The sequence below is a fragment of the Lysinibacillus mangiferihumi genome, assembly GCF_003049665.1.
Lineage (GTDB): Bacteria > Bacillota > Bacilli > Bacillales_A > Planococcaceae > Lysinibacillus > Lysinibacillus mangiferihumi.
On sequence record NZ_PYWM01000005.1, the window covers coordinates 166962 to 192661 of the forward strand.

The 25700-nt window shown below is 37.5% G+C and carries 30 protein-coding genes; 19 read left to right on the top strand and 11 right to left on the bottom strand.

Annotation, left to right across the window (positions count from 1 at the left end; genetic code table 11):
• Window positions 1-79 precede the first annotated feature (79 nt).
• Entirely contained in the window at window positions 80-1147 is a 1068-nt protein-coding gene (locus C9J37_RS07235; RefSeq protein ID WP_024364839.1) for an NAD(P)/FAD-dependent oxidoreductase, read from the top strand.
• Window positions 1148-1236: 89 nt separating this feature from the next.
• Here the strand turns inward: C9J37_RS07235 and C9J37_RS07240 are convergent, their stop codons facing one another.
• Window positions 1237-1572, bottom strand: a complete 336-nt coding sequence (locus C9J37_RS07240) for a YuzD family protein (protein WP_107894841.1) — start codon at window positions 1570-1572, stop codon at window positions 1237-1239.
• A gap of 84 nt (window positions 1573-1656) precedes the next feature.
• On the opposite strand from C9J37_RS07240, the gene C9J37_RS07245 reads away from it, so the two are divergent.
• Window positions 1657-1893: a NifU family protein gene (locus C9J37_RS07245; RefSeq protein WP_024364841.1), complete on the top strand. Its 237-nt coding sequence runs from the start codon at window positions 1657-1659 to the stop codon at window positions 1891-1893.
• 50 nt (window positions 1894-1943) lie between these two features.
• Here C9J37_RS07245 and C9J37_RS07250 read toward each other — a convergent pair whose 3' ends face one another.
• Window positions 1944-2636 carry a DUF2225 domain-containing protein gene (locus C9J37_RS07250; protein ID WP_024364842.1) on the bottom strand — a complete coding sequence of 231 codons (693 nt, stop codon included), beginning with the start codon at window positions 2634-2636 and terminating at the stop codon, window positions 1944-1946.
• Between the two features lie 182 nt (window positions 2637-2818).
• On the opposite strand from C9J37_RS07250, the gene C9J37_RS07255 reads away from it, so the two are divergent.
• Complete coding sequence (locus C9J37_RS07255) at window positions 2819-3193, top strand: HesB/IscA family protein (protein WP_107894842.1); 375 nt, start codon at window positions 2819-2821, stop codon at window positions 3191-3193.
• Between the two features lie 156 nt (window positions 3194-3349).
• Window positions 3350-3493: a hypothetical protein gene (locus tag C9J37_RS28205; RefSeq protein ID WP_167397274.1), complete on the top strand. Its 144-nt coding sequence runs from the start codon at window positions 3350-3352 to the stop codon at window positions 3491-3493.
• A 37-nt stretch (window positions 3494-3530) separates the two neighbouring features.
• Here C9J37_RS28205 and C9J37_RS07260 read toward each other — a convergent pair whose 3' ends face one another.
• Window positions 3531-3896, bottom strand: coding sequence for a hypothetical protein (locus tag C9J37_RS07260; RefSeq protein WP_107894843.1), 366 nt, complete (start codon window positions 3894-3896; stop codon window positions 3531-3533).
• A 94-nt stretch (window positions 3897-3990) separates the two neighbouring features.
• A complete protein-coding gene (locus C9J37_RS07265; protein WP_107894844.1) occupies window positions 3991-4401 on the bottom strand; it encodes a topoisomerase in 411 nt (136 codons plus the stop codon).
• Window positions 4402-4767: 366 nt separating this feature from the next.
• Between C9J37_RS07265 and C9J37_RS07270 the strand changes: the two genes are divergently transcribed.
• Entirely contained in the window at window positions 4768-5853 is a 1086-nt protein-coding gene (locus C9J37_RS07270) for an SH3 domain-containing protein (protein WP_107894845.1), read from the top strand.
• Between the two features lie 293 nt (window positions 5854-6146).
• Here C9J37_RS07270 and C9J37_RS07275 read toward each other — a convergent pair whose 3' ends face one another.
• Together C9J37_RS07275 and C9J37_RS07280 are read right to left on the bottom strand one after the other, a co-directional pair.
• Window positions 6147-6710 carry a hypothetical protein gene (locus tag C9J37_RS07275; RefSeq protein WP_107894846.1) on the bottom strand — a complete coding sequence of 188 codons (564 nt, stop codon included), beginning with the start codon at window positions 6708-6710 and terminating at the stop codon, window positions 6147-6149.
• A gap of 270 nt (window positions 6711-6980) precedes the next feature.
• A complete protein-coding gene (locus tag C9J37_RS07280; RefSeq protein WP_167397275.1) occupies window positions 6981-7472 on the bottom strand; it encodes a CarD family transcriptional regulator in 492 nt (163 codons plus the stop codon).
• Window positions 7473-7606: 134 nt separating this feature from the next.
• Here C9J37_RS07280 and C9J37_RS07285 point away from each other — a divergent pair, with 134 nt between their 5' ends.
• The 3 genes from C9J37_RS07285 to C9J37_RS07295 all read left to right on the top strand — a co-directional run bounded on the left by C9J37_RS07285 (window position 7607) and on the right by C9J37_RS07295 (window position 9166).
• Window positions 7607-8065 carry a MarR family winged helix-turn-helix transcriptional regulator gene (locus C9J37_RS07285; protein WP_407656233.1) on the top strand — a complete coding sequence of 153 codons (459 nt, stop codon included), beginning with the start codon at window positions 7607-7609 and terminating at the stop codon, window positions 8063-8065.
• A 134-nt stretch (window positions 8066-8199) separates the two neighbouring features.
• Entirely contained in the window at window positions 8200-8697 is a 498-nt protein-coding gene (locus C9J37_RS07290; protein WP_024364850.1) for an NUDIX hydrolase, read from the top strand.
• A gap of 139 nt (window positions 8698-8836) precedes the next feature.
• Window positions 8837-9166: a YuiB family protein gene (locus C9J37_RS07295; RefSeq protein ID WP_024364851.1), complete on the top strand. Its 330-nt coding sequence runs from the start codon at window positions 8837-8839 to the stop codon at window positions 9164-9166.
• A 63-nt stretch (window positions 9167-9229) separates the two neighbouring features.
• Here C9J37_RS07295 and C9J37_RS07300 read toward each other — a convergent pair whose 3' ends face one another.
• Window positions 9230-9712, bottom strand: a complete 483-nt coding sequence (locus C9J37_RS07300; RefSeq protein ID WP_036205676.1) for a divergent PAP2 family protein — start codon at window positions 9710-9712, stop codon at window positions 9230-9232.
• A gap of 124 nt (window positions 9713-9836) precedes the next feature.
• On the opposite strand from C9J37_RS07300, the gene C9J37_RS07305 reads away from it, so the two are divergent.
• From C9J37_RS07305 to cysI, 7 genes are all read left to right on the top strand, one after another.
• The gene (locus C9J37_RS07305) at window positions 9837-11345 is read left to right on the top strand and encodes a leucyl aminopeptidase (protein ID WP_107894849.1); all 1509 of its coding nucleotides are present in this window, start codon (window positions 9837-9839) and stop codon (window positions 11343-11345) included.
• 65 nt (window positions 11346-11410) lie between these two features.
• Entirely contained in the window at window positions 11411-11620 is a 210-nt protein-coding gene (locus C9J37_RS07310) for a hypothetical protein (RefSeq protein ID WP_024364854.1), read from the top strand.
• 605 nt (window positions 11621-12225) lie between these two features.
• On the top strand, window positions 12226-13002 hold the full coding sequence (cobA, locus tag C9J37_RS07315) for a uroporphyrinogen-III C-methyltransferase (RefSeq protein WP_107894850.1): 777 nt from the start codon (window positions 12226-12228) through the stop codon (window positions 13000-13002).
• A 12-nt stretch (window positions 13003-13014) separates the two neighbouring features.
• Window positions 13015-13764 carry a sirohydrochlorin chelatase gene (locus C9J37_RS07320; protein ID WP_107894851.1) on the top strand — a complete coding sequence of 250 codons (750 nt, stop codon included), beginning with the start codon at window positions 13015-13017 and terminating at the stop codon, window positions 13762-13764.
• Window positions 13752-13913, top strand: a complete 162-nt coding sequence (locus C9J37_RS07325; RefSeq protein ID WP_227665373.1) for a YezD family protein — start codon at window positions 13752-13754, stop codon at window positions 13911-13913. Before C9J37_RS07320 ends, C9J37_RS07325 begins: the two co-directional genes overlap by 13 nt.
• A gap of 28 nt (window positions 13914-13941) precedes the next feature.
• Window positions 13942-15726, top strand: coding sequence for an assimilatory sulfite reductase (NADPH) flavoprotein subunit (locus tag C9J37_RS07330; RefSeq protein ID WP_107894852.1), 1785 nt, complete (start codon window positions 13942-13944; stop codon window positions 15724-15726).
• A 16-nt stretch (window positions 15727-15742) separates the two neighbouring features.
• Window positions 15743-17464, top strand: coding sequence for an assimilatory sulfite reductase (NADPH) hemoprotein subunit (gene cysI, locus C9J37_RS07335; RefSeq protein ID WP_024364858.1), 1722 nt, complete (start codon window positions 15743-15745; stop codon window positions 17462-17464).
• Between the two features lie 221 nt (window positions 17465-17685).
• On the opposite strand, the gene C9J37_RS07345 is transcribed toward cysI, so the two are convergent.
• Genes C9J37_RS07345 through C9J37_RS07360 form a run of 4 tightly spaced genes read right to left on the bottom strand, consistent with a single transcriptional unit; the run spans window position 17686 to window position 21497 of the window.
• Window positions 17686-18756 (bottom strand): sulfate/molybdate ABC transporter ATP-binding protein, encoded by a 1071-nt coding sequence (locus C9J37_RS07345; protein ID WP_107894854.1) that lies wholly within the window; start codon window positions 18754-18756, stop codon window positions 17686-17688.
• A 15-nt stretch (window positions 18757-18771) separates the two neighbouring features.
• A complete protein-coding gene (cysW, locus tag C9J37_RS07350; RefSeq protein ID WP_107894855.1) occupies window positions 18772-19647 on the bottom strand; it encodes a sulfate ABC transporter permease subunit CysW in 876 nt (291 codons plus the stop codon).
• Between the two features lie 9 nt (window positions 19648-19656).
• On the bottom strand, window positions 19657-20490 hold the full coding sequence (gene cysT, locus C9J37_RS07355; RefSeq protein ID WP_107894856.1) for a sulfate ABC transporter permease subunit CysT: 834 nt from the start codon (window positions 20488-20490) through the stop codon (window positions 19657-19659).
• An 11-nt stretch (window positions 20491-20501) separates the two neighbouring features.
• Entirely contained in the window at window positions 20502-21497 is a 996-nt protein-coding gene (locus C9J37_RS07360; RefSeq protein WP_407656235.1) for a sulfate ABC transporter substrate-binding protein, read from the bottom strand.
• Between the two features lie 576 nt (window positions 21498-22073).
• Here C9J37_RS07360 and C9J37_RS07365 point away from each other — a divergent pair.
• The 4 genes from C9J37_RS07365 to cysC are packed head-to-tail and all read left to right on the top strand — an operon-like array spanning window position 22074 to window position 25625.
• On the top strand, window positions 22074-22775 hold the full coding sequence (locus C9J37_RS07365; protein WP_107894858.1) for a phosphoadenylyl-sulfate reductase: 702 nt from the start codon (window positions 22074-22076) through the stop codon (window positions 22773-22775).
• Window positions 22776-22791: 16 nt separating this feature from the next.
• Window positions 22792-23853: a sulfate permease gene (locus C9J37_RS07370; RefSeq protein WP_201262147.1), complete on the top strand. Its 1062-nt coding sequence runs from the start codon at window positions 22792-22794 to the stop codon at window positions 23851-23853.
• A gap of 42 nt (window positions 23854-23895) precedes the next feature.
• Window positions 23896-25035 carry a sulfate adenylyltransferase gene (sat, locus tag C9J37_RS07375; RefSeq protein WP_024364865.1) on the top strand — a complete coding sequence of 380 codons (1140 nt, stop codon included), beginning with the start codon at window positions 23896-23898 and terminating at the stop codon, window positions 25033-25035.
• Window positions 25032-25625, top strand: coding sequence for an adenylyl-sulfate kinase (gene cysC / locus C9J37_RS07380; RefSeq protein WP_107894860.1), 594 nt, complete (start codon window positions 25032-25034; stop codon window positions 25623-25625). Before sat ends, cysC begins: the two co-directional genes overlap by 4 nt.
• The last annotated feature ends 75 nt before the right edge of the window (window positions 25626-25700 follow it).

Here is a 25700-nt window from a genome sequence, read left to right on the forward strand (position 1 = left end):
GAAACTTCTCACAATCGGTTATACTCAATTGTGGATACTTTGTGAACACTTATTATTAGATACATTAAAGGAGACTATTATGGGGAAATTAGTACTTTTAGGTGGCGGCTACGGCAATATGCGTGTCATGCTTCGACTTTTACCAAACAACTTACCTTTGGACACGGAAATCGTGTTAGTAGATAGAGCGCCTTTCCATAGTTTAAAAACAGAATTTTATGCATTAGCAGCAGGGACTTCAACAGATAAAGAAATTCGTGTAAGTTTCCCAGAGCACGAGCGTTTAACGGCTGTGTATGGTGAAGCCGTTGGGATTAACCGTGCTGAAAAAGTAGTCATTCTAGAGGATGGGCAACGTATTGAATATGATGATTTAGTTATTGGTCTAGGCTGTGAGGACAAATACCATGGTGTACCAGGTGCAGAAGAGTACACATACAGCATTCAGACGATGGCAAAATCACGTGCAACATTCCAAGCGTTATGTGGTTTACCAGCAGGCTCAACTGTCGGCATTGTTGGTGCTGGTTTAAGCGGTATTGAGTTGGCGAGTGAGCTACGAGAAAGCCGTGCTGATTTAAAAGTAAAATTGTTTGACCGAGGTTCACGTATTTTAAAAGACTTCCCAGAGAAGCTTAGTAAATATGTGAAAGATTGGTTTACGAAACATAATGTAGATGTTATTGCAAATTCTAATATTACAAAAGTAGAACCAGGGAAAATTTTTAACCATGAAGAGGAAATACCACTAGATGCAGTAGTTTGGACTGCAGGTGTGCAGCCTGTTAAACTTGTGCGTGAAATGGATGTTGAAAAAGATCGTCAAGGTCGTCCGATTGTCACGCAATACTTTAATGTGTTGGATGATGAGCACGTCTATGTTGTTGGTGACTGCGCTTCTTCTGACTTTTCTCCTAGTGCACAATTAGCGGAGGAGCAGGCGGAACATATCGTAAAAGTATTACGTATGCGTTGGAAAGGTGAGCGTTTACCAGAAAAAATGCCTGATATTAAACTAAAAGGTTTCATGGGATCATTAGGTAAAAAACAAGGCTTTGCTTACTTAGCGGATACAACTGTTACTGGTCGTATTGCACGTTTAATGAAATCTGGATTACTATGGATGTACAAATATCAAAATGATTAATGCGTTGCTCATATTCTTTTGAGCATACTAGTAAATAATAAAAGGGATTGCTCAAAGGTAAACTTGTGAACAATCCCTTTCATTTATTATTAAACGGTTTCGTCTGGTGTAAAGCCAAGATTTTCAAGTGCATTAAAGACCGGCTTTAATTGAACATACCCTTCTCCTACTACTTCATCATTGATGAGCACGAGTGGATAGAAAAATTCATCTTCTTGAATACGTCTAGCATAATCTAAATCACGTTCATTCTCAATTGGACCTTCAATATCGACATAGCGAATAGCATAAGCTTGGTCTGGATATTTACGATCAATAGCGGCTTGCAACCACTCATATGTATCCTTAGAAGATGGTGCATTGACACAGCTAGCACAGATGACCGCAGTGCCATAAATTTCGATAACTGGTTTTGTTTGACCCATAGTATTTATTCTCCCTTGTGATTCTATATTGGATTTTTTCTGTTGCTAACATTATAATCATTATAAGGAAAGGAGTCGAGACAAATGGCAGAAGCAACAATTAACGACCAAGTTCAAGAAGTATTAGATAAATTACGTCCATTCTTATTACGTGACGGTGGAGACTGTGAATTAGTAGATGTAGAAGATGGGGTTGTAAAATTACGTTTATTAGGTGCATGTGGTAGTTGCCCTAGTTCTACGATTACATTAAAAGCAGGTATTGAACGTGCTTTATTAGAAGAAGTACCAGGAATTATTGAAGTAGAACAAGTTTTCTAACATTTACGCACAAAAAGTTCTAGCTGAATTTTGGCTAGAACTTTTTTAATTTACGCTTGTCGAGATTTTTCTTTTTCTTCGCGAATCAGTGTCCATTGTTCCTTTGCCATATCGATAATTTTTGCTTCGCCACCAATGCTTTGTTTCTCAATAACCTTAGAAAAGAAGCGTGTCGCATTTTCGATATCACCAATACGTCGTGATAGCTCGGCAATCATATACATAATGCGTACATCGGACATTTGAGTTGCGCTGTAGTCCTCATTTGAATAGGAATCCATATAAAGATCTCGTGACATTTTCATAAAACGCTGCTCTTGACCTTCATTTTTTAATGAACGATATAACCACGCAAGACGTAAAGTCAGACCAGCAGTAGCAACGAATTTTTCTTTTTTAATCGTAGCGCATAAAAATGCTAATTTATAGGCTTGAATCGCTTGGAAGACCGTACGTTCACCTTTAAAATCATGGTGAACCCATTTTTCTGTAATTTGTGTCTTTATCTCATCTTGTACGCCAGGCGCAAAATATTTTGTAAAGTCCTCTGTAAAGGAGAAGCCACAATGCTCACAAACAAATACATTGTAGTAAAGAGCATTGACATCGTCAGCATAAATCGGCTGAAAATCGGTTTCCGTATGATCCACTTTTATGAATTTAGAGCGTACTTTTAATGTTGGAAATTCTTTTTTACAATTAAGACATTGAATTTTTTTTTCATAATACGGTGAAATCTCCATAATATATACCTCTTTCATCGATGTAATTATAACTATTATACCAATAGATGCATTTAACACATGAATAAAAAATACTAATTAAGTGAAAATATCGGGAATTTTGCTAATAATCTACTTCAAGCTGAATGTTTGTCATACAATAGTCAAAATTGATATGATAAGTAAGAAGGAAGGTGATTGGGATGACAAGTTTAAAGCAAGTAATAGAAGTGACTGAAGCGGCTGCATTTCATATTAATGAAATGATGGAGCATAATGAGGAGCAAGGTTCTTTTTTACGCGTAGCTGTTAATGGTGGCGGATGTAGTGGTCTATCGTATGGCATGCATTTCGATAAAGAGAAAAAAGAAGACGATTTTGAAGATGTACAACATGGTTTAACGATTCTTGTTTCCCGCGAAGATGCGCCTATTTTAATGGGAACAAAAATTGACTATAAACAATCGTTAATGGGTGGTGGCTTCACCATCGACAACCCAAATGCCATCGCATCTTGCGGCTGCGGCACAAGCTTTAAAGCAGCAAAACGTGAAGGTACGCCTGAAGTTTGTGACTAATTAAACGTGATATTAAATGTTGAAGAAGGGTTGTATAGGTCTATACACTCCCGATTATAAGTAAACACAACCCTAAATTAGCGTCATTAGGGCTGTGAATACCAAGCCTTTTTGATTTGTCTGTTGCGGAAAGCATCACAAATTGAAGGGGCTTTTTTGTATGGTTTAAAAAGAGTAAATAAACAGTGGAAAGATGGCAATGTAGAAAGAATATCCAAAAACTTTGAACAATCAATTGACCTTATGGATTCTGCTAAAAATGCAGAGGGGCTTCCTATTCTTATTATAGTAACTGCGTAAGTGAAAAGTGTTCCTTCTTAATAACAGGAACCCAATCTTATTTTTCTTTTATAAAAAAGAAACCTGTTCCATTTTCTTGTGGTATAAATCCTTCTTCAATGGACATTTTTTCTATAGTGTTTTGTTCATGTGCTGTAATTACAGCGGTAACATCCTTTTTTTCAGTTGGCTCCCCTTTATTAAAAAAGAAACCTGTTCCATTTTCTTGCGGTACAAATCCTTCTTTAACGGACATATTTTCTACCATTTTTTGTTCTTCTTTTGTTATAACCGTAGTAATGTCTGTTTGTTCTGAAGCAACTAAGGTTTGTTCTTCAGCTGATCCTATATTGTATTTTGCAAAACCAATTGTGAATGCTAAAACGCCTGTTAAACCAATAGTGAAGACTAACTTCCCTTTCATATAAAAACCTCCATTTGAATGTAGTTTGAATCAATAACATATTTCTTTATAATTTTTTTGAACAATCTTATAAAGCAACTTAAGAACTTCTCCGTTAGAGTTTCTCAATTTTTATTGTTATATTTTCTTCGCTAATTGTGATGTTTTCTGTTTCAGATACTTTCTTTATAGAATCTTTAATTATTTGTTTAATCATCGCATCATCAACTTTTGTATCCTTGGGAAAGCTTATTGATATATCAATAATTCCTTTAACGGGACTACCACTTACCATTATTCCTTCTATTGACTCACTATCCAATTCCGTTTGTTCTGTAATAGATGCCATTATTTCTTTTTTAAATTCTGAAATCAAATTTAATTCTTTTGATTCTGATTCTGATTCTGACATTACATTTGCATCATTTTCCTTGTTTTCCGTAATATCTATAATTTCCTCTTTATTGCAGCCAACTAAAAAAATTGAACTAAAAACAATTCCTGAAAGCATAGCTCTTTTTAACACTTATACCCTTCCTTTCTAAATAAATTACATATTTTGAAAAATTATCAATACATAAGTTTAACGATATATATTGGCGAAAGTTTCAAGTTATAACATAATATTGTGCATGTTGCTTACCTTATTGAATTGATAAAAGTGAGTGAATATATACACATAGAAAGACTAAGGTATTTTCTAGAATGCCTTGATGTTCATTTACAAAGTATATCGAGGTTGTGCACAGTCGAATCGAAGCAATGAAAGCGGATTGCATACTTGTTTATTCATTTATGTTCAGCTTTAAAAATAGGTAAAATTTATTATGGAAATATATACTGTGAATAGTAAAAATGGTAGAATAGTGAAGATTAAAAGGAGGTCATTTGATTGGATATACTTAAGAAATGGTTTGTTGCAGCCTTTGTACTCATCATGTTATTTACTTTTCAGCACCAAGTAGCCGAAGCAGCAGACTACCGAACAGTGAAAGTTGTGAGTGGCTCCAGCTTAATTGTCAGAGAGTCGCCGAGTGATACAGCCAATTCGGTTGGTAATCTAGATAAGAACCAATTTGTAATAGAGTTTTCTACTTCTAATGGTTGGTCTCACATTCAAGCTGGTGATGTTAAGGGCTACGTTAATACTTCATTTTTAAGCGTTCCACCTTCAACAATAAAAATTGCAAATTCTAAAAGTGGTCTTGTTGTAAAATCTACGCCGTCACTATCGGCAGCCACATTAGCGACATTGAAGTACAATATGGTCGTTGAAGATTATGGTTCGGTAGGGAATGGATGGTCCTATGTGCAATATGGTAATGTGATAGGCTATGTTAAATCAGATTTTATGGGAAAGACTAAAACATCGACTAAGTATGTAAATACAAGTAGTGGGGTTGTTGTTCGCAATATTGCCAGTCAATCTGGAGCTTCAGTAGGTTCATTAAGCAATGGTACACAAGTAACATTACATTCTACATTAGTAGGGTGGTCTTATATAACGGCTGGTAATGTTAAAGGGTATGTAGTCGATTCATTTTTATCGACAAAAAAACCTGTTGTACCTTTCAATAATATTAACTTTAAATTGTCTATTCGTGATGTAGAGAGAAATGAAAAATCAACGTTTATTCAAAAAATTCAAGACGATAGAGAAACTTATTTAATTTATGAGACGAAAAAATATGGCTATTTTGCAGAGTTAACATACATTTTTATAGGTGGGCAATTAGAGTATATTACGTATGATTTCCTTCCTGAACATAATAGTTATCACACATGGGATGAAATGTCTGCTTTACATGACATACTGCATAGACAAGGAATAGCGGAATTTGGTAATGATTATCAATTTACTTATGATAAGTATAGTAGCTTATTTACAGGTTGGGAAAAAGGAGATTATTCAATTTTAATTTCAGTGAATGATGACAATCTTTATACAACAGCAAAATTAATATATTATCGTAAATAAAATTCATATAGTTAGAACTATAGATATAAAGCCTTTTAAGTTGGTGCTTGCAACAGCATAATTAATTTAAAAGGCTTTTTTGTATGGTTTTAAAGAAGGTGAAAATTGCAATGGAGAATGAATATTCAGTGTTAGTGATCGGGTGGTTTTTATAAAAAAACCTCACTGTTGTAATGTAAACCTCCAGTAGCGATTGAGAAAGCAGAATAAAAAGACTTGTGCTGAATAGTCGTTCAAACGCACAAGCCTTCACAAAAGTATTTCTTTGAAAAATATATAATCCTATTAAGATGTTAAGGATACCATGAAAGTTTAGCATCACTATCTAATGGTTTATTTTTTATTTCCTCACTCAAAGTATTGAACCATTGACTTGAAATTTCTTCTGCTTTGAGATTGATATCGTCATTATCTTCCCAGATAATATGAGAAAACCAAGCTCCTGTTGCCCATTCAAATTGCAGTTCAGCAAATGAAATTTTAGGATGGTTCACTTGAATAAATTTATCATTTACTGCTTTAGATACGTTAGAAGCTTGAGGTAGTAACTCATTTTGAATTTTATCTATAATAGTAGGATTTTCAAGCTCATGCCACTTCAATAGATGCCCATCAATTTGGTAAAAAATATGGAAAGATGGATGTTGACCCATATCTATTAAAATAAAGGCACGTTCTACTGTGTTGTCAGTTGCCTTCACTGTGTTTACGATAATATTTTGTGCAATTTCCTTCCAAAAGTCATTTGCCTCATCTAATGGTGACGCTAGAGTAAACGCAGACTCAAGTTCAGAAATATCAGCTTCTGCTTTATTCACCTCTTCAACTTTTTTAAAAAACCTATTAAAGAACCCCATTAATTGCCTACTCCCCGATTTTATTTATGATATATAATTTTAGTATTGTTGCCTATTTGTTAACTAAAACATATCTATTACAAATAATAACATATAAAAGTAATAATAAATAGTTATGTAAATATTTAGGTGTATAGGGTGAGCGTGGTGTTGTAGATAAGCTTACTTTGATTTTGGTGAAAGGGGATATTCGTACAATAAGAAAGAAGCTGCGATATATCTTCTTAAATAGAGATATTTGCGGCTTCTTTATGTACCGGTAAAAGCTGGTTAGCTAAGTTTCGCTAATACATAGTCATAAATTTCTTCTGAAGGTTTATCGAGTGCAATGGAGAATTCCGAAAATATAATTTCTTGTAAAGAGTGCAATAATTTTTCTTCTTGATTTGGGAATTTTTTTTCATTCGCTTCATATTCAAACTTTTTGCGTAACAGTGTATTTAAGAGGTTAGCTTGCTTTTGTCGATCACCGGTTTTAATAATTTCTACGTGAAATCTCATACGATGTGTGTTTTGTTCAATCCATTCCACACCAGGAGATGTGAAGGATTGTAAAATTTGAATGGCTTCTTCTTTTTTAATAACATCTCTAAGCTGTTTTTTTGCATTATCAATAGGAGTACGTATCGTTAATTTTGAATCGTTTAGTGGTTGTAAAACGTAGTAAGTTTTAGTAATGTCGCTAAAGGTTTGTTCACAAATATCTTCAACTGAACAAAGTCCATGTGATGAATAAATGACTACATCGCCAACATTATACATGTATATTCCCTCCATCAAACATTATTGTCAACTAAGTTGACTAAATTAATTGTAAACAATAAAAGAACTTTTGTCAACTTAGTTGACGATGACTTCGTTTTTTTGTATAGTAATTACGAAATTAGGGAATGAAGGTGAACGAGTTGAAGGACGAATTGCAAAATCGAGATGTCATTGATTTGTTGAGCGAACGTCATGAAATACTTCGACGACTTGCTGAAGAGAAATGGAATAAACATAATACAGTCCATATATCCAACTCAGAATGGCATATTTTAAGCAAAATTTATAAAAACCAACCGACTATTTCAGAAGTAACAAAAGTTGTGGATTTTTCTCGCCAAGCTACTCATAAATTTATTAAAAGTTTAGCAGCTAAAGGTTTGGTGGAAGTGAGCAACGCTGAGAATAGTAAAAAGCACAAAGTAATTCGGATGACGAGCTTCGGTGAAATGTGCTATGAGCAAAATGAACGCAATAAAGCAGAAATTGAACAGCAATTGGTTCGTACTATCGGTGAAGAGCAAGTAGCAAAATTAAAAAACATCTTACAACTCAATTGGATAGAGTGCCAGTCACCGAAACAATTCTGAATATTTCTTTTGCGCAGGATGCGTGTGCTTGAGTTTAAAGCTTCTGTCTGCAAAGATATCGTCTTTTTTCTATAATTAAAACTTCTAACTATAGCAAGCTTGACGCTATAATATGGACATAGAGGTGAATGGATATGAAAAAGGATCGAGGCAAAGTTTGGTTAGGAGTCGCTGGTTGCACTGTCAATGAACTTGGACAATGGCTTGTTGTCAAAAAGGCTTATAGCGGTTTAAAGGGGCGCTGGTCATTGCCAGCAGGTTTTGTAAATGCAGGTGAAACAGTGGATGAGGCGATTGTTCGGGAATTAAAAGAAGAAACAGGTTTAGATTGTTATGTTTCGGGCTTAATAGGCTTCCGTACAGGTGTGATTCACGGTGAAGTTAGTGATAATATGGCTATTTTTTATTGTAAGATGAAAGACGAGCGACAACAGCTGTGTATTCAAGAAAATGAATTGTTAGAGGCAAAATGGTTATATCCATGGGAATTGGCACAGGATGAAATGACATCGGTCATGTTAAAAGAAATGGTTTCTAATCAGTTTGAACAGCATCAATTAGATGCCATTGAAGGTATCAATCCAGGAGAGGTATTCGGTTACACCTCTTACCGTTTGTTTTTTAAAAAATAATGCAAGGAACAGCTAGTATATTGACTGAAAGTTGACGATTTACTAAAATATGACGAACATGCGAAATGAAAGATATGTTCATTGAAAGCACTCTCATAATCATGTAAACTAATGAGAGGAAAACGGAGGTTATACATACATGGGTGGTTCAGTTTCATTAGTACAGTTAATCATTTCAATTGTGTTATTTTTCGTCATGTTTTTTGGTATCGGATTCTTATTGAATATGTTACTGCGAATGACATGGTTAATGGCAATTGTATATCCAATTGTTGTTGTTTTTATTGTCGATGAAGTAAGCTTTTTAGATTATATTTTTAAACCTGGTTCAGCTTTCCCTGCGCTGTTGGAGAAATTGCAAGCACTTCAAACAGTAGATATTGCTATTTTATCTGGCGGCTTCGCAGGAGCGATTGTAGCAGGAATTGTAATGATTTATTTACGTAAAAGTGGATATCGAATGTTTTAATATTTACAAGACACAATGTAATTGTGAAAGGAGCTGGTTCGAGGATGTGAACCAACTCTTTTTTTATTGAATAAATTGATAGGCTATGATGGCGATAAAAATGCCAGTCAATGCTCCGAAAAATACCTCACTTCGCTTATGCCCAAGCAAGGTTTTTAATTCTTCCATTTTTTCTTGCCCATCCATTTGTGGCCAATCCTTTATATCACGTAACAATGTTTGAAAATCTTTGCGCAACTGATTTAAGACAACGGCATGTTGCCCTGCCTGGTATCGAACACCACTTGCATCATACATGACAATAAAAGAAAACATAGCCGCTATGGCAAAAATGGGAGAATCTAAGCCTGTTTCATAAGCGATGGACGTTGTTAACCCTGTAACAGAAGCGGAGTGTGAGCTAGGCATTCCTCCAGTGGATGTGAACAGTCCCCACTTTAATTGTTTGGTCATTAAAAAATGAATAGGGATTTTTACAAACTGTGCAAAAAGAACGGAAAAGAGGGCGACGAGTAGAGGAGTATTTTGAAGTATCGACATATTCATCACAACCTTCACTTGTAATTGCCTTTATTATAACATTCATTATTTTCTAAAAGAAGAAATAGCTAAATATTACGTGCATTTCTGAAAGTTAGGTATAATAGAAATATTGAATGGAGGAATATTTATGCATATTGTTAAAGAAGCAAAAACATTTGAAACGATTTCTACAGAAGTATTAGTGGTGGGGGTCACAAAACATCGTGAACAAATGCAAGATTGGGCAAGTTTTTCGACTTTTTACGGAGAATCTCTGAATGGTTGGCTTAGTGCAGGTGATGTTTCGACTGAACTAAAAGCCATTACGAAATTGCCATTTATGAAGGAGCATGCCCATCTAAAACGAATTTTGTTTGTTGGCTTAGATGAACGTAAAAACTTAACGGAAGGCGATTTACGTGCAGCCTTTGGTTTAGTCGGCAAAGAGCTAAATGCTTTAAAAGTGAAAGAGTATTCGATTTGGCTTGAATCATTTACAACAGAAACAATAACGGTAGATGATGTTGCATTTTTAGCAGGTGAGGGCACAACGCTAGGTTATTATACGATTCCGCATTATAAAACAACTTCAAATGAAGTAGATAAGCGCATGGAAGCTGTACATTTCGTGACTACTGCTGAAGATTTAGATAATGTTGTAGCTAGCTTTGAGGTCGGAATTATTTATGCAGATGCCGTAAACGAAGCACGTAGCTTAATTAATCTTCCACCAAATTTATTAACAGCGACAGATTTAGCAAATTATGCACAGTCCCTTGCGATTGACTATGATTTTGAAGTGGAAATTTTAGATAAAGCACAACTAGAGGAACTGGGAATGGGTGGCATTTTAAGTGTAAATCAAGGCTCATATGAGGAACCTCGCCTTATCACTTTAAAGTATAAAGCGACTGAAGATTTCAGTGATCCGATTGGGCTTGTTGGTAAAGGTGTAACGTATGATACAGGGGGCTATTCTCTAAAACCTAAAGATTCGATGGTTGGAATGAAGGGCGATATGGGTGGTGCAGCAGCTGTGCTTGGCGCTATGAAAATTATTGGTGAATTACGCCCTAATAAAAACGTTGTAGCCGTTATTGGTTCTACGGACAATATGGTTTCGGATACAGCCTTTAAACCTGATGATGTGATTACAACGTATAGCGGTAAAACGGTTGAAATTTTAAATACTGATGCTGAAGGTCGTTTAGTACTTGCAGATGCTACTACATATGCTAAACAACAAGGTGCAACTGCGCTAATCGACGTTGCCACTTTAACTGGTGGTGTTATTACAGCTCTTGGTTTAGATAAAACGGGTGCGCTTTCTAATAACGATGCATTCTATGCGAGTTTTATGGAGGCAGCACAAGAGACAGATGAGTTTGTATGGCGTATGCCGTTAACAGAAAGTGATAAAAAGCGAATTCGGAAATCAGATATTGCCGATTTAAACAACTCTCCTGGTCGCGATGGCCATATGATTTTCGGAGGTGGCTTCGTAGGTGAGTTTGTTGGGGATTTACCGTGGATTCATTTAGATATTGCAGGTACATCGGATGCAGTCTCTGCACATGATTTAGGACCAAAAGGCGGTACAGGTGTCATGGTGCGAACATTAGCAAACTTTGTGCAACGTTTAGGTGAAGAGAAATAGAGTAGGCAAAGGACTTGCGGTATATGTACCTCCCTTCATACGATAGAGAAAAAGGGAGGTAGCATATGCGGAATTTCGGAGGATATCCAGGAGGCTTCGGTGGCTTCTTTTGGCCAATTGGTGCACCATTTTTTGGAGGATTTTTAGGCGGTCTACTTGGGTCACAATTTAATCAATATCCAAACTATCCTAATTATCCAAACTATCGTCCATACCCACCAGGTCCATTTTACCCGCCAGGTAGACCATACCCGAGGTATCGTAGACCTTATTAATGTGAATTAAACGAGTGCCAGAAGTTTAACTATGGGCTCATTAAAAAGTAAAAAAGGTGAGGCTGGGACAAAGGAGAAAAGGTGTTAGATTGATGGCAGTCAATCTAACATCTTTTTTGCTGCGCTGTTGTTGTCCGCTTCGGCGCGGTGCTTTTCACTCAGCACAGTAAGCCGTAACCCTCGCTAACGCGAGGAATGCCAGCGTCTTACGTTGTGTGCGTTCTGAGCAGGAGTCACCCCTTCGCTACCAACAACTAGTGAACCCTTCTAAATTTTTATTTATTGCAAAAGCAAGAATAGCTAAGTTCTCCATATAGCAAAAATTTATGAACACCTTTCCTCTATTCCTCAATTTTTTTAGTTATGTCCCATCTTTTTTTTTGCGTCTTGTAAATTTTAAATGATTGGTTTCGTCGTTTAACTTTTAAAATGAATAAAACAACTGTTGACAGAATATACTAAATTATTTATTATTCTTATTATATTACTAAGAATTAAAAATAAAAGCTGACTAGCAAACTAGAGGCTCTTATTATCCAAAGGCAGGACTGTGTCTATGGATAGTATGAGTCTCTTTTTTTATCGAATGAAAGGAGTGTAACGACATGGGGAAAGTGTTCATAGTAGGAGCGGGTCCTGGAGATGTTGATTTGATTACCGTCCGTGGATTGCGCTGCATTGAACAAGCGGATGTCATTTTATATGACAGACTGGTCAATAAGGATTTATTAGCCTATGCGAAAAAAAGTGCCAAGTTAATATTTTGCGGTAAGTTACCAAATCGGCATGCCATGATTCAAGATCATATTAATCATTCGCTTGTAAGCTATGCACAACAAGGTTTTATTGTCACAAGGTTAAAAGGAGGTGACCCATTCGTTTTTGGTAGAGGTGCGGAGGAAGCTGAAGTACTTGCACAACACCATATACCATTTGAGGTCGTACCTGGTATTACATCTGGTATAGCTGCACCTGCCTATGCGGGAATTCCTGTTACACATCGAGATTTGAGTTCAAGCTTTGCAATGGTCACAGGGCATATGCGAGAAGGAAAAGATGATGGTATTCAATGGGAAAGTCTTGCTAAAGGGATCGATACGCTTGCGATTTATATGGGCGTTGGCAATTTGCCTTATATTCAACAGCAGTTACTGCAATATGGACGTGATGCGCAAACGCCTGTCGCACTTATTCATTGGGGAACGTGTGCACAACAAAAAACGGTGCTAGGTACATTGGCAACTATTGTGGATGTCGTACAGCAAGAAGAAATTCAAAATCCGAGCATGATTGTAATTGGTAAGGTGGTGACATTAAGGGAAAAAATCCAATGGTTTGAGGAAGTTTGTCCACAAATGCCTTTCAAAGAGATGTCAGTATAAGGAAGTGTTTCGATGCAAGCGATTTTATATGTAGCACATGGCAGTCGTGTAAAAGCTGGTGTAGAGCAAGCAGTTGCATTTCTACAACGCGTGCAACAGGACATTGCTTTACCAATACAAGAAATTTGTTTTTTGGAACTAGCCGAGCCGACGATTGCACAAGGTATAGAAAACTGCTTCCGCCAAGGAGCAACGGCCATTGCGATTATGCCAATTTTGTTGTTAGCCGCGCAGCATGCCAAGCATGATATTCCCAAGGAAATTGACAAAGCACAAAAGCAATATCCAACAGTACATTTTACATACGGTGAACCACTCGGCGTACATGAACTATTAATTGATACACTTCAAAAACGAATTTTAGAAACACATCTCCATTCTAACAATGCAAGTGTATTACTGATTGGACGTGGCAGTAGTGATCCAGCAGTAAGAGAGGATTTAACAAAAATCGCATTAAGATTACGCGATAAATATGGTTATGGAAAGGTCGATACGTGCTTTTTATACGGAGCAGGTCCTAATTTGGAGGAATGGTTAGCACAAAGAAAACAAGACAATGAGCAGGTATTTATTGTGCCATATTTATTGTTTACAGGCATTTTACGTCAAAGTATTGCCAAGCGTTTACAAGGATATGAGGTAAATAACATGATTTTATGTAATAGCTTGGGCTATGACGATAATGTAAGAAAGGTATTAGTGGAACGTATTATGGACTTAATAAAACTACATTATTTGGAGGAAGGGTGTTTTTCGTAATGGTAGATAAAAGAAAAGAAAATATAAATCTAGCATTAGATAATGTCCGACAAATTTTAAATACAGTTAACCATGGCTCGATTACATTAACTGTTCAAAACTTTTACGTTGTACAAATTGAAAAGAAAGAAAAAATACGTCTTAGATAATTTAATAATGATACGTGAGGTGGCTTAGTTGAAACTGCAAGTAATTAACAGTCCTTTTAATGAGGAACAGGTGAAGCTATTAAATGAACTTTTACCTAAATTAACTGGAGAACAAAAAATATGGTTGAATGGATACTTAAGTGCTCCACTAACAACACTAGATACCGTTGTAGAAGAAGCAGCATTGTCAGTAGTACCAGAGATGAAAACGGTGACGCTATTATATGGCTCACAAACTGGAAATAGCCAAGGACTTGCTGAAAAATATGCAGCTGCATTAAAAGCAAATGATATTGAGGTGACTGTCACATCTTTAGCAAAGTTTAAGCCAAATAATTTGAAGAAAATAACGAATCTTTTGCTCGTAGTGAGTACGCATGGTGAAGGGGAACCACCCGATCAAGCAATTCAATTCTATGAATTTTTGCACAGTAAGCGTGCGCCTAAATTAGAACATTTGCACTTTTCCGTTTTGGCATTAGGAGATAGCTCATATGAATTTTTCTGTAAAACTGGGCAGGATTTTGACGCACAATTTGAAAAGTTAGGCGCGAAACGCATCGTACCACGTACAGACTGTGATGTTGATTACGATGAACCAGCAGCCAAATGGTTTACAGCTGTTCAACAGGCATTATTACAGCAAAGTGATACAGCGATTGTCTCGAATGCAACGCCATTATTAGAAGAAGAGGCTACATATTCCCGCAAAAATCCGTATTATGCCGAAGTACTGGAAAATATCAATTTAAATGGTCGTGGCTCGAATAAGGAAACACGTCATATTGAGTTGTCCATTGAAGGTGCAAATTTACATTTTGAGCCTGGAGATAGCATTGGTATTCTTCCAGAAAATGATGAATCTTTAGTAGATGCATTAATAACAGCCTTACAGTTTCATCCCCAAACAGAAGTAACGGTTTTTGAGGAATCCTTGCAATTAAAAGAGGCTCTTCAAAAAAAATTAGAAATTACGGTGTTATCGAAGCCTCTTTTACAAAAAATAAGTGCTTTTACGGTGCATAAAGCATTTGCAGAGCTATGTGAAAGTGCTACAGCATGGAAGGATTATGCAAGAGGAAGAGATTTACTTGATGTCGTTGAAGATTTTGCTCCTTTTACTTGGGATGCACAACAGTTTGTAGCCCTTCTTCGTAAAATTCCAGCGAGATTGTATTCCATTGCTAGTAGCCAATTGGCCAATAGTGATGAAGTCCATTTAACAATTGCTAAAGTGAGTTATGAAACGAATGGTCGAAAGCGTTTGGGCGTGTGTTCGGGCAGTATTGCAGAGCGAATTCAAGTGGGCGATACATTACCGATTTATGTCCATAAAAATCCAAACTTTAGATTGCCAGAACAAGCAGATACACCAATTATTATGATTGGTGCGGGCACAGGTGTTGCGCCGTATCGGGCTTTTTTAGAGCAGCGAGAGGAATTAGGAATAACAGGGGATTCTTGGCTGATTTTTGGCGATCAACATTTTGTCACCGATTTCCTTTATCAAACAGATTGGCAGCGCTGGCTTGCTTCAGGCACATTGGCTCAAATGGATGTTGCTTTCTCACGTGATACAGATAAAAAAGTATACGTCCAACATAAAATTCACGAAAAGGCACAAGTATTTTATGAATGGCTTGAGCAAGGGGCTGTTATTTACGTTTGTGGTGATGAAAAATCGATGGCTGCTGATGTTGATCAAACAATCTGTCGCATTATTGAGCAGCAAGGGCATAAAACGCCTGAGGAAGCGAAAGCATATATCAATGATTTGAAACAGCAGAAGCGCTACCAACGTGATGTTTATTAGTAAAGGAGCGAGATAAATGACTGGAAAAATTATTTTACCCCCACAACCTGGAACACCAAGCGATGTTGAGCGTATTAAAAGCGATAGTAATTACTTGCGTGGAACATTAGAAAGAACGATGAACGAACCTTTAAGTTCAGGTATTCCTGAAGATGATAATCGCTTAATGAAATTTCATGGCAGTTATTTACAGGATGATCGAGATTTAAGAAATGAACGGCAACGTCAAAAATTAGAGCCCGCGTATCAGTTTATGGTGCGTGTACGTACACCTGGTGGTGCGGCAACACCTGCACAGTGGCTTGTTATGGATGAGATGGCAAGAAAATATGGCAATGGATCATTAAAATTAACAACACGTCAGGCATTCCAAGTGCACGGGATTTTAAAATGGAATGTCAAAAAATATATGCAAGAAATAAATGAAGTACTGTTAGATTCTCTTGCTGCATGTGGGGATGTCAACCGTAATGTAATGTGTAATGTCAATCCCAATCAATCAGCATTACACGAGGAAATTTACAATTGGTCAGCAAAGTTAAGTGAGCATTTATTGCCAAGAACACGTGCCTATCACGAGTTATGGCTAGATGGCGAAAAAGTAGTGGATAGCCAAGAAGAAGAAATCGAGCCAATTTACGGTGCACAATATTTGCCTCGTAAATTTAAAATTGGTATTGCGATTCCACCGAGCAATGATGTCGATGTTTACTCACAAGATATTGGCTTTATTGCAATCGTTGAAGATGATGAGCTTGTAGGTTTTAACGTAGCAGTTGGTGGTGGTATGGGGATGACACATGGTGATCATGAAACGTATCCACAGCTTGCGCGTATGATTGGCTTTATAACGCCTGATAAATTACTTGAGACGGCAGAGAAAATTATTACGATACAACGTGATTATGGTAATCGTTCAATTCGTAAAAATGCCCGTTTTAAATATACAATTGATGCACGTGGACTCGACTGGTTTAAAGCAGAATTACATCGTCGGCTAGGGTGGGAAATACAAGCGGAGCGTCCATTTACATTTGACCGAACGGGCGATGAATTTGGATGGATTAAAGGTGCAAATGGTAAATGGCATTATACGTTATTTATTCAAAATGGGCGCATTAAAGATTTTGAGGATTATGAGCTGTTAACAGGTTTACGAGAAATTGCCAAAGTGCATACCGGAGATTTCCGGTTAACACCAAATCAAAACTTAATGATTGGCAATGTATCGCAACAGCAGAAGGAAATCATTGCTGCGCTTATTGAGCAGTATAAGTTAACAGACGGGGCCCACTATTCAGCGCTGCGCCGTAATTCCATTGCTTGTGTGTCGTTGCCTACTTGCGGTTTAGCAATGGCAGAGGCAGAACGTTATTTGCCTTCACTCATTACGAAAATTGATACGATTATCGATGAAGCGGGTTTACATGATACGGAAATTGTTATACGTATGTCGGGTTGCCCAAATGGGTGCTCACGCGCTGCAATGGGGGAAATCGGTTTTATCGGCAAAGGTCCAGGAAAATATAACATGTATCTTGGCGCAAGCTTTACAGGTAATCGTTTAAATAAAATTTATCGCGAAAATATTGGGGAAGAAGAAATTTTAGCCGAACTACGTCCAATTTTGCTGCACTATGCAAAAGACCGTTTAGAGGGCGAGCATTTCGGGGATTTTGTAATTCGTGCAGGTTATGTAACAGCCGTCTTTGATGGCCGAGAATTTCATAAAGAGTAAAAGGAGGGTGACTGGCACGCAAACAATTCTGAATTCTATTAGTGCCAGTCACTCAAACAATTACATTAGCCATGGTAGCGAGTGTCCCGGTTTACGTGTGCCCTTGGAAACACTTAATTGGAGGTAAGAATGCTTCCCCCATAATGGACATCAACGACATAGCAAAAAGTGTTAGATTGAAGGCAGTCAATCTAACACTTTTCTTTTTTGTCCCAGCTTTTTTAAATAGAATAATCTTCTGGAATAAATACTTTTAATTGCTTTGGTCGCACAAATACATTGTCGCCTACTTTAAGCTGAAGATTTAAAAATTGTTCTTTTGTCAGTTCTGCCTCTAAAAATTCATCCATGTCGCAACGTCGGAGTTCAATTTGGACAATCGGCCCAAGCAAATGAATATGGCTTATATGAGCGGGGACAGTGCCTGCCACCGCTGTTTTTTCAATTTGTATATCGTGTGGTCGCACATAGCCTACTGCATCTTCTTGCGTATGGGCATGCGTATCTGGCACATCAATGGCAAATTCTCCATGTGTCAACTTACCGTTATGTAAACGCCCTTTAAAGAGGTTAACATTACCTAAGAAATCATAAACAAATGGACTTTTAGGATGGGTGTACACTTCATCTGGACTTCCAATTTGCTCAATTTTGCCGTTGTTCATCACGACGATACGATCTGCAACATCGAGTGCTTCTTCTTGGTCATGCGTAACAAAAATACTTGTAATATGAAAATCATCATGTAACTTCCGCAACCAACGCCGTAATTCCTTACGCACTTTTGCATCAAGTGCTCCAAATGGTTCATCTAGTAAAAGGACTTTAGGTTCCACAGCAAGTGCACGTGCAAGTGCAACCCGTTGACGTTGCCCACCAGATAGCTGTGTGGGATAGCGATCCGAAAAATTGTCTAGTTTAACAAGTCGCAGTAGGGTCATTACTTTATCGGTTATTTCTGCTTTGGATGGTCTTGTTTTACGTGGTCGTACTTTCAATCCATAGGCAACATTATCGAAGACCGTCATATGGCGAAAGAGCGCATAGTGTTGAAAGACAAAGCCTACGTTTCGTTCCTTCGGGTGACGATTGGTAATCGTTTGGCCGTCAAATAAGATTTCGCCGACATCCGATGCTTCAAGCCCTGCAATCACGCGCAGTAAAGACGTTTTACCAGAACCAGAAGGGCCAAGTAGTGCTACCAATTCACCAGATTGAATATCGATGGATACATCTTGTAAAGCTTGAAAAGAACCAAATTTCTTAGAAACATTTTGAATTTGAATGCTCACGCAAGAATACCTCCTTTAAATTGATTTCGATTTCCATGCAACAATATCTTTTATAACTAGCGTTATAATCGCTAACACACTCATCAATGAAGCAACAGCAAAAGCTGCTGAAAATTGGTATTCATTGTATAAAATTTCGATATGAAGCGGCATTGTATTCGTCATGCCTCGAATATGACCCGAGACGACAGAAACTGCCCCAAACTCACCAATGGCACGTGCATTACATAAAATCAAACCATAAATTAATCCCCATTTAATATTGGGTAAAGTTACATACCAAAAGGTTTTAAAACCATTTGCACCAAGAGAAATAGAAGCCTCTTCTTCAGCGTTCCCTTGTGCTTGCATTAACGGGACAAGCTCACGTGCAACAAAAGGCAATGTTACAAATATAGTCGCAAGTACAATGCCAGGTAAGGCAAAAACAATTTTAATGTCATTAGCAAATAGCCAATCTCCAAATAGCCCTTGTGCACCAAATAGCAAGATAAATACTAAGCCTGCAATAACGGGCGATACAGCAAAAGGTAAGTCAATTACTGTTAATAATAAATTTTTACCTTTGTAATTGAATTTCGTTAATGCCCAAGCAGCCATAATGCCGAAAATAGCATTTAAAGGAACGGCAATTGCTACTACTGTTAAGGTCAACTGAATAGCAGCTAAAGCATCTGGATGTGTGATTGCTGCAAAGTATACGTCTGCCCCTTTTTGAAAGGCCGTAATAAAAATCGATACGAGGGGGAGTACGATAAAAAATGCTAAAAATGCGAGTGCAATAAATGTTAATACATAACGAAAGAAGCGAGGCTCCTGTAAGGCAGCGGGCTTTGCTGCTACAATCCGTGTTTGTGGAGCCAAAGGTTCGATAATCGTAGACTGATCCATAAATACCTCCTAATGTATAAAGCGGCGATTTGCTAGCCATTGAATAAGATTAATCGTAAATAATAAGACAAAGGATGTAATCAGCATAACAGCGGCAATAGACGTGGCACCCGCATAGTCATATTGTTCAAGCTTTGTCATAATGATTAACGGTGTAATTTCTGTCTTCATCGGCATGTTACCAGCGATAAAGACAACTGAACCGTATTCCCCTAATGCACGTGCAAAGGCTAATGAAAAGCCAGTCAAAATGGCTGGTGCAAGTTCAGGAAAAATAATCTTACATACAGTTTGCAGACGTGTTGCCCCTAAACTTGCTGAGGCTTCTTCAACTTCTACACTAATATTTTGTAAAACAGGTTGCACAGTACGCACAACAAATGGAAGACCGATAAATGTTAGAGCAATTATAATACCGAGTGGTGTAAAGGCGATTTTAAAATTGAAAAACTGCCCAATCCAGCCATTTGGTGCATATAGCGATGTTAAAGCAATACCTGCTACTGCCGTAGGTAAAGCAAATGGTAAATCTACAAGACCGTCAATAATACGTTTAAACGGGAAGTGGTAGCGCACGAGTACCCAAGCGATAATGGTGCCAAACACAACGTTTACTAAACCAGCAGCAAGCGCAGTGCCAAAGCTTAGCTTATAGGAGGCAATTGCTCGAGGGTCGGTGACAATTGCGGTAAACTCTGCCCAGCTTAAGGACATTGTCTGAATGAAAATCATTGCTAAAGGTAACAGCACAAGCAAGCTTACGTAGAGCATCGTATAACCAAGTGAAAGGGGGAAGCCGGGAATAACACGAGCCGGCTTCTTTTTAAATGTTAGGCTAGTCATCATATGCCTCCTTATTGTGGAACGTAAATTTCATCGAATGTACCACCATCTTTAAAATGTGTTGTCTGAGCTTCAGTCCAACCCCCAAAGTCTTCAATGGAAATAAGTTCAAGCTTCGGGAATTGCGCTTGGTATTTTGCTAATATATCTTCATTGCGTGGTCGATAGTAGTTTTTCGCAGCAATCTCTTGGCCGATGTCACTATATAAATGTTGTAGGTATGCTTCTGCCACTTTACGCGTCCCTTTTTTATCAACAATTTTGTCAACGATTGCTACAGGAGGCTCTGCTAAAATACTTAAAGAAGGTGTAATGATTTCGAATGCATCTTTCCCTAATTCATTAAGTGATAAATAAGCTTCATTTTCCCAGGCAATTAACACATCACCAATTTTTCTTTCAACAAATGTAGTCGTGGCGCCGCGAGCACCAGAATCAAGTACCTCTACATTGCTATACAAAGCCTTCATAAAATCTTTTATTTGCTTCTCGTCATTGTTATACAACTTCGCTGCATAGCCCCATGCGGCTAAGTAATTCCAACGGGCACCACCTGAAGTTTTTGGGTTTGGCGTTATGACTGAGACATCGTCTTTTACTAAATCATCCCAATCTTGAATCCCTTTTGGATTGCCTTTTCTTACTAAAAAAACAATGGTAGAAGTATAGGGTGTAGAATTATTTTCAAATTCTGTTTGCCAGTCTTTGTTTAGTAGATTACGAGCTTGTGCAATTTCATCAATATCGTAAGCAAGTGCTAATGTGACAACATCGGCTTCTTGACCATCAATAACCGCACGCCCTTGTTTACCCGAGCCACCATGTGATTGATGAATTTTTACTTCTTGACCTGTTTCGTTTTTCCACTTCGCGATAAAGTCTTGATTAAATTCATCGTAAAGCTCACGTGTTGGATCATAAGATACATTTAGTAACTCAACTGTTTTTTGTGTGTCTTCCGAAGTTGTATCGTTATCTTTGGACGTGCTATTACATCCTGTTAACATAATTGTTAACCCCGATAAGAGTACAATTGTTTGAAAAATAGTCTTTCTTTTTTTCATTGAAAATCTCTCCTTTTTCTTACAAAATGCAAAAGGACCATCTCTTGCAACATGTATCAACACATGTTAAGGAGATGGCCTTCAGATAATCTGATCAGCATGTTTTGTTTTTTAGCTTAGTACCACATTAAACATATATTTCCTATTAGTCAACAAGGAATTGAAAATATTTAAAATTTTAGATAGGTTTTTCCCTAAGTGCAGTAACGAGTAGCAAAAGACTCTTTTTATGAATAAAATTATTTGTATATAACGATAGTGACAGTTTAAAGAGGTGTAAAATGACATTCTTTAAATAAGTTTATATTTTTACAAAACCTAGTTGACTACTAGGTGTAATTTAGTATATATTGGGTAATAAGAAAAGTGATTGTTGAATGAGGTACAAGATTACTAGTTTACAATTATCATATATGCTGGCTAGTCAAACTAGAGGCGTTTTAACGAAGGTACAATGCATTATTGTATCTGTTGTTAAACGCCTTTTTCTATATCCGAAAATGTTTCGAGGGGGATTTTATGTTAACGTATGCAACTTGGCAGGAGCCAACGACTAATTTTGAAGTGGATGAATCCTATAAGGGTGCACTTGAGGTGTTACGCTGGAGCTATGCTCAATATGGCGATGAGATTGTATATGCGTGTAGCTTTGGTATTGAGGGAATTGTGTTAATTGATTTGATTTCAAAAGTAAAGCCAAATGCTACGATTGTATTTTTAGACACAGATGTCCATTTCAAAGAAACGTATGACACGATTGAACGAGTAAAAGCAAACTATCCGCAGCTAACGATTATACTGCAAAAGCCTAAGCTGACACTTGAGCAGCAAAAGGCACAATATGGCGATGAATTATGGAAGTCCAATCCTAATCAGTGCTGTGACATCCGAAAAATAAAGCCGTTACATGAGGCGTTATCAGGAGCAAAAGCTTGGATTTCAGGGCTGCGCAGAGAACAATCGCCAACTCGGCAACAGACAAATTTTATTAATCGTGATGACAAATTTAAATCAATTAAAATTTGCCCGCTTATTCATTGGTCATGGAAAGATATATGGCGTTATGTTTCCAAGCATAATTTAACGTACAATCCATTACACGATCAAGGCTATCCAAGTATTGGCTGTGAACACTGCACACAACCTGCATTTACGTTGGATGATTTACGTGCAGGTAGATGGCAAGGAACGGGTAAAACTGAATGTGGGTTACATGAATAGGGGCGTTTAAATCATGCTGGAATATATTGCATTAGCTATAAGTTTATTTTTTGCAATGAATATTGGGGCAAGTGGTGCAGCAGCATCCATGGGTGTTGCTTATGGGGCAGGCGCTATAAAAAAAGCATGGCACGCATTGTTAATTTGTGCGGTAGGTGTTTTGGCAGGCGCTATATTGGGTGGCGGTGAAGTTGTCAAGACTATCAGTTCAGGGATTATGCCACAACAGTATATTACTGTAAAAATCGTCATCATTATATTAATTTCTGCGACAAGTGCGTTGTTTCTTGCCAATTTGTTAGGCATTCCCTTATCGACGAGTGAAGTGACCGTAGGAGCAGTCGTAGGTGTAGGAATTGCCTACCGCGTGCTATATGTCAAATCATTGCTCGTCATTATGTCTTTTTGGGTAATCGTTCCTGTTATTGCGTTTGTCATTGCCTTTATAGTTGGCAAAGTACTGTATAAATTTCAAGGGAAGAGCTTTTTAAAAAACCACCCAATTTTAACAGTGCTACTCATATTTGCTGGATTTTTTGAAGCTTTTTCAGCAGGTATGAATAATGTTGCCAATGCAGTAGGCCCACTTGTTGGTGCTGGTATGATTACGGTGACAAAGGGTATTTGGCTAGGCGGTGCTTTTGTTGCACTAGGGGCGTTGTTGCTAGGAAGACGTGTACTCGAAACAAATGGCAAAAAGATAGTGCGTTTTGAAAAAGCTGAAGGTATTCTTATTTCAACTACAGGTGCCTTGCTTGTTGGTATTAGTTCATTGTTTGGATTACCTGTGCCATTAACGCAAGTAACTTCCTCTTCTATTATTGGTATCGGAATGGCGAAAAGCGGTAAACAAATTTTTCATAAACATATCGTAAAGAAAATCATGTGTATTTGGATTGTATCACCAATTTTTTCATTAGCGATTTCTTATAGTCTAATTCAGTTATTTATGGAGAAAGATTTATATGCCATCGTCATTATGGGGAGCGTTATAATCGGAACGCTTGGTGCTATTAGTTTAATGCGAACAATGCGTGAAGAAGAACGCTCAATATACGATGCAGGTGAAGGCATTTAAATATAAAACATAGTATTCAAATAAAATTAGGGGGAATATTGAATGAGTTTACAACCACATGGCGGCACTTTAGTGCAAGCTTATAATCCACAAAAATCAGTAGTACATATTGAGAAGGAGATTGTTTTGGATACCATTGCGTTAAGTGATTTAGAATTAATCGCAATTGGAGGGTATAGCCCAATCGACGGTTTCTTAACTAAAGAAGATTATGAATCTGTTGTTGAACATACAAGGTTGGCCTCTGGCATTGTGTGGAGTATACCGATTACACTTCCTGTTGATCAGGCAGTAGCAGCAACTTTACAACCAGGTGATGAAGCAAAATTAATCTATGGTAATGATGTCTATGGTGTTATTCATATCGAGGATATATATGAACCAGATAAGCAAAAAGAGGCACTACTTATTTACGGTACACAAGACTTAGCCCATCCTGGAGTGAAAAAGTTACATGAACGGCAGGGGATATATGTTGGTGGTCAAATTACGTTAATTAAGCGTCTAGAGCAAATATTCCCTACGTATTCATTTGATCCAACAGAAACAAGGCAGTTGTTTAAAGACAAAGGGTGGCAAACAATTGTGGGCTTTCAAACGCGTAATCCTGTTCACCGTGCGCATGAATATATTCAAAAGGCGGCATTAGAAACAATTGATGGCTTATTTTTAAATCCATTAGTCGGTGAAACGAAGTCGGATGATGTATCTGCTGCTATACGTATGGAGAGTTATGAAGTGCTTTTGGAAAATTACTATCCTCAAAGTCGTGTGCAATTAGGTGTGTTCCCAGCGGCTATGCGCTATGCAGGGCCTAAGGAAGCCATTTTCCATGCACTAGTGCGGAAAAATTACGGCTGTACCCATTTTATTGTTGGACGTGACCATGCAGGTGTAGGGGACTATTATGGCACATATGATGCGCAAAAAATCTTTGAACAATTTACCGAAGATGAACTTGGGATTGTGCCTTTAAAGTTTGAACATAGTTTTTATTGCACTCGATGTGAAGGCATGGCAACTACAAAAACTTGCCCGCATGATAGTGCATCACATGTAATTTTGTCAGGAACGAAAGTCCGAGAAATGCTCCGTAATGGAGAAGTGCCTCCAAGTACATTTAGCCGTAAAGAGGTTGTCGATGTACTAATAAAAGGCATGCGTAAGGAGGTATTAAAATGAGTTCTAATATCGTATGGCATGAAGCTTCTATTACGAAAACAGAGCGTCGCACGCAAAACAAACATCACAGCTTTATTTTATGGTTTACAGGATTATCGGCATCAGGAAAATCTTCCGTAGCAAACGCGTTTGCACGTACATTATTTGAGCGAGGTAATCAGGCGTTCGTATTAGATGGTGATAATGTAAGACATGGCTTAAATAATGATTTAGGCTTTGACGAAGTGAGCCGTAAGGAAAATATACGACGTATCGGGGAAGTTTCTAAGCTTTTTGTGGAGAGTGGTCAAATTGTACTCACAGCCTTTATTTCACCTTATCGACAAGATCGTCAAGTCGTTCGACAGCTAGTGGAAGAGGGGGAATTTTTAGAAGTGTATGTGAAATGCTCCGTAGAAACATGTGAACAACGCGATCCAAAAGGTCTATATAAAAAAGCGCGCAATGCGGAAATTGCTAATTTTACAGGTATTAGTGCGCCCTATGAAGAACCTGAACATCCCGAATTTATTTTGGATACTGAACGCTATTCTATTGAGGAATGTGTAGAGCAGTTAACAACGTTTTTAACAGATAAAGGCTATATTTAAAGGGTGCCAGGCACTCAAACAATTTCAATGCTAACTATGCCCGCTGAATATGCGCAGTGCCAGGCACTAGAAACC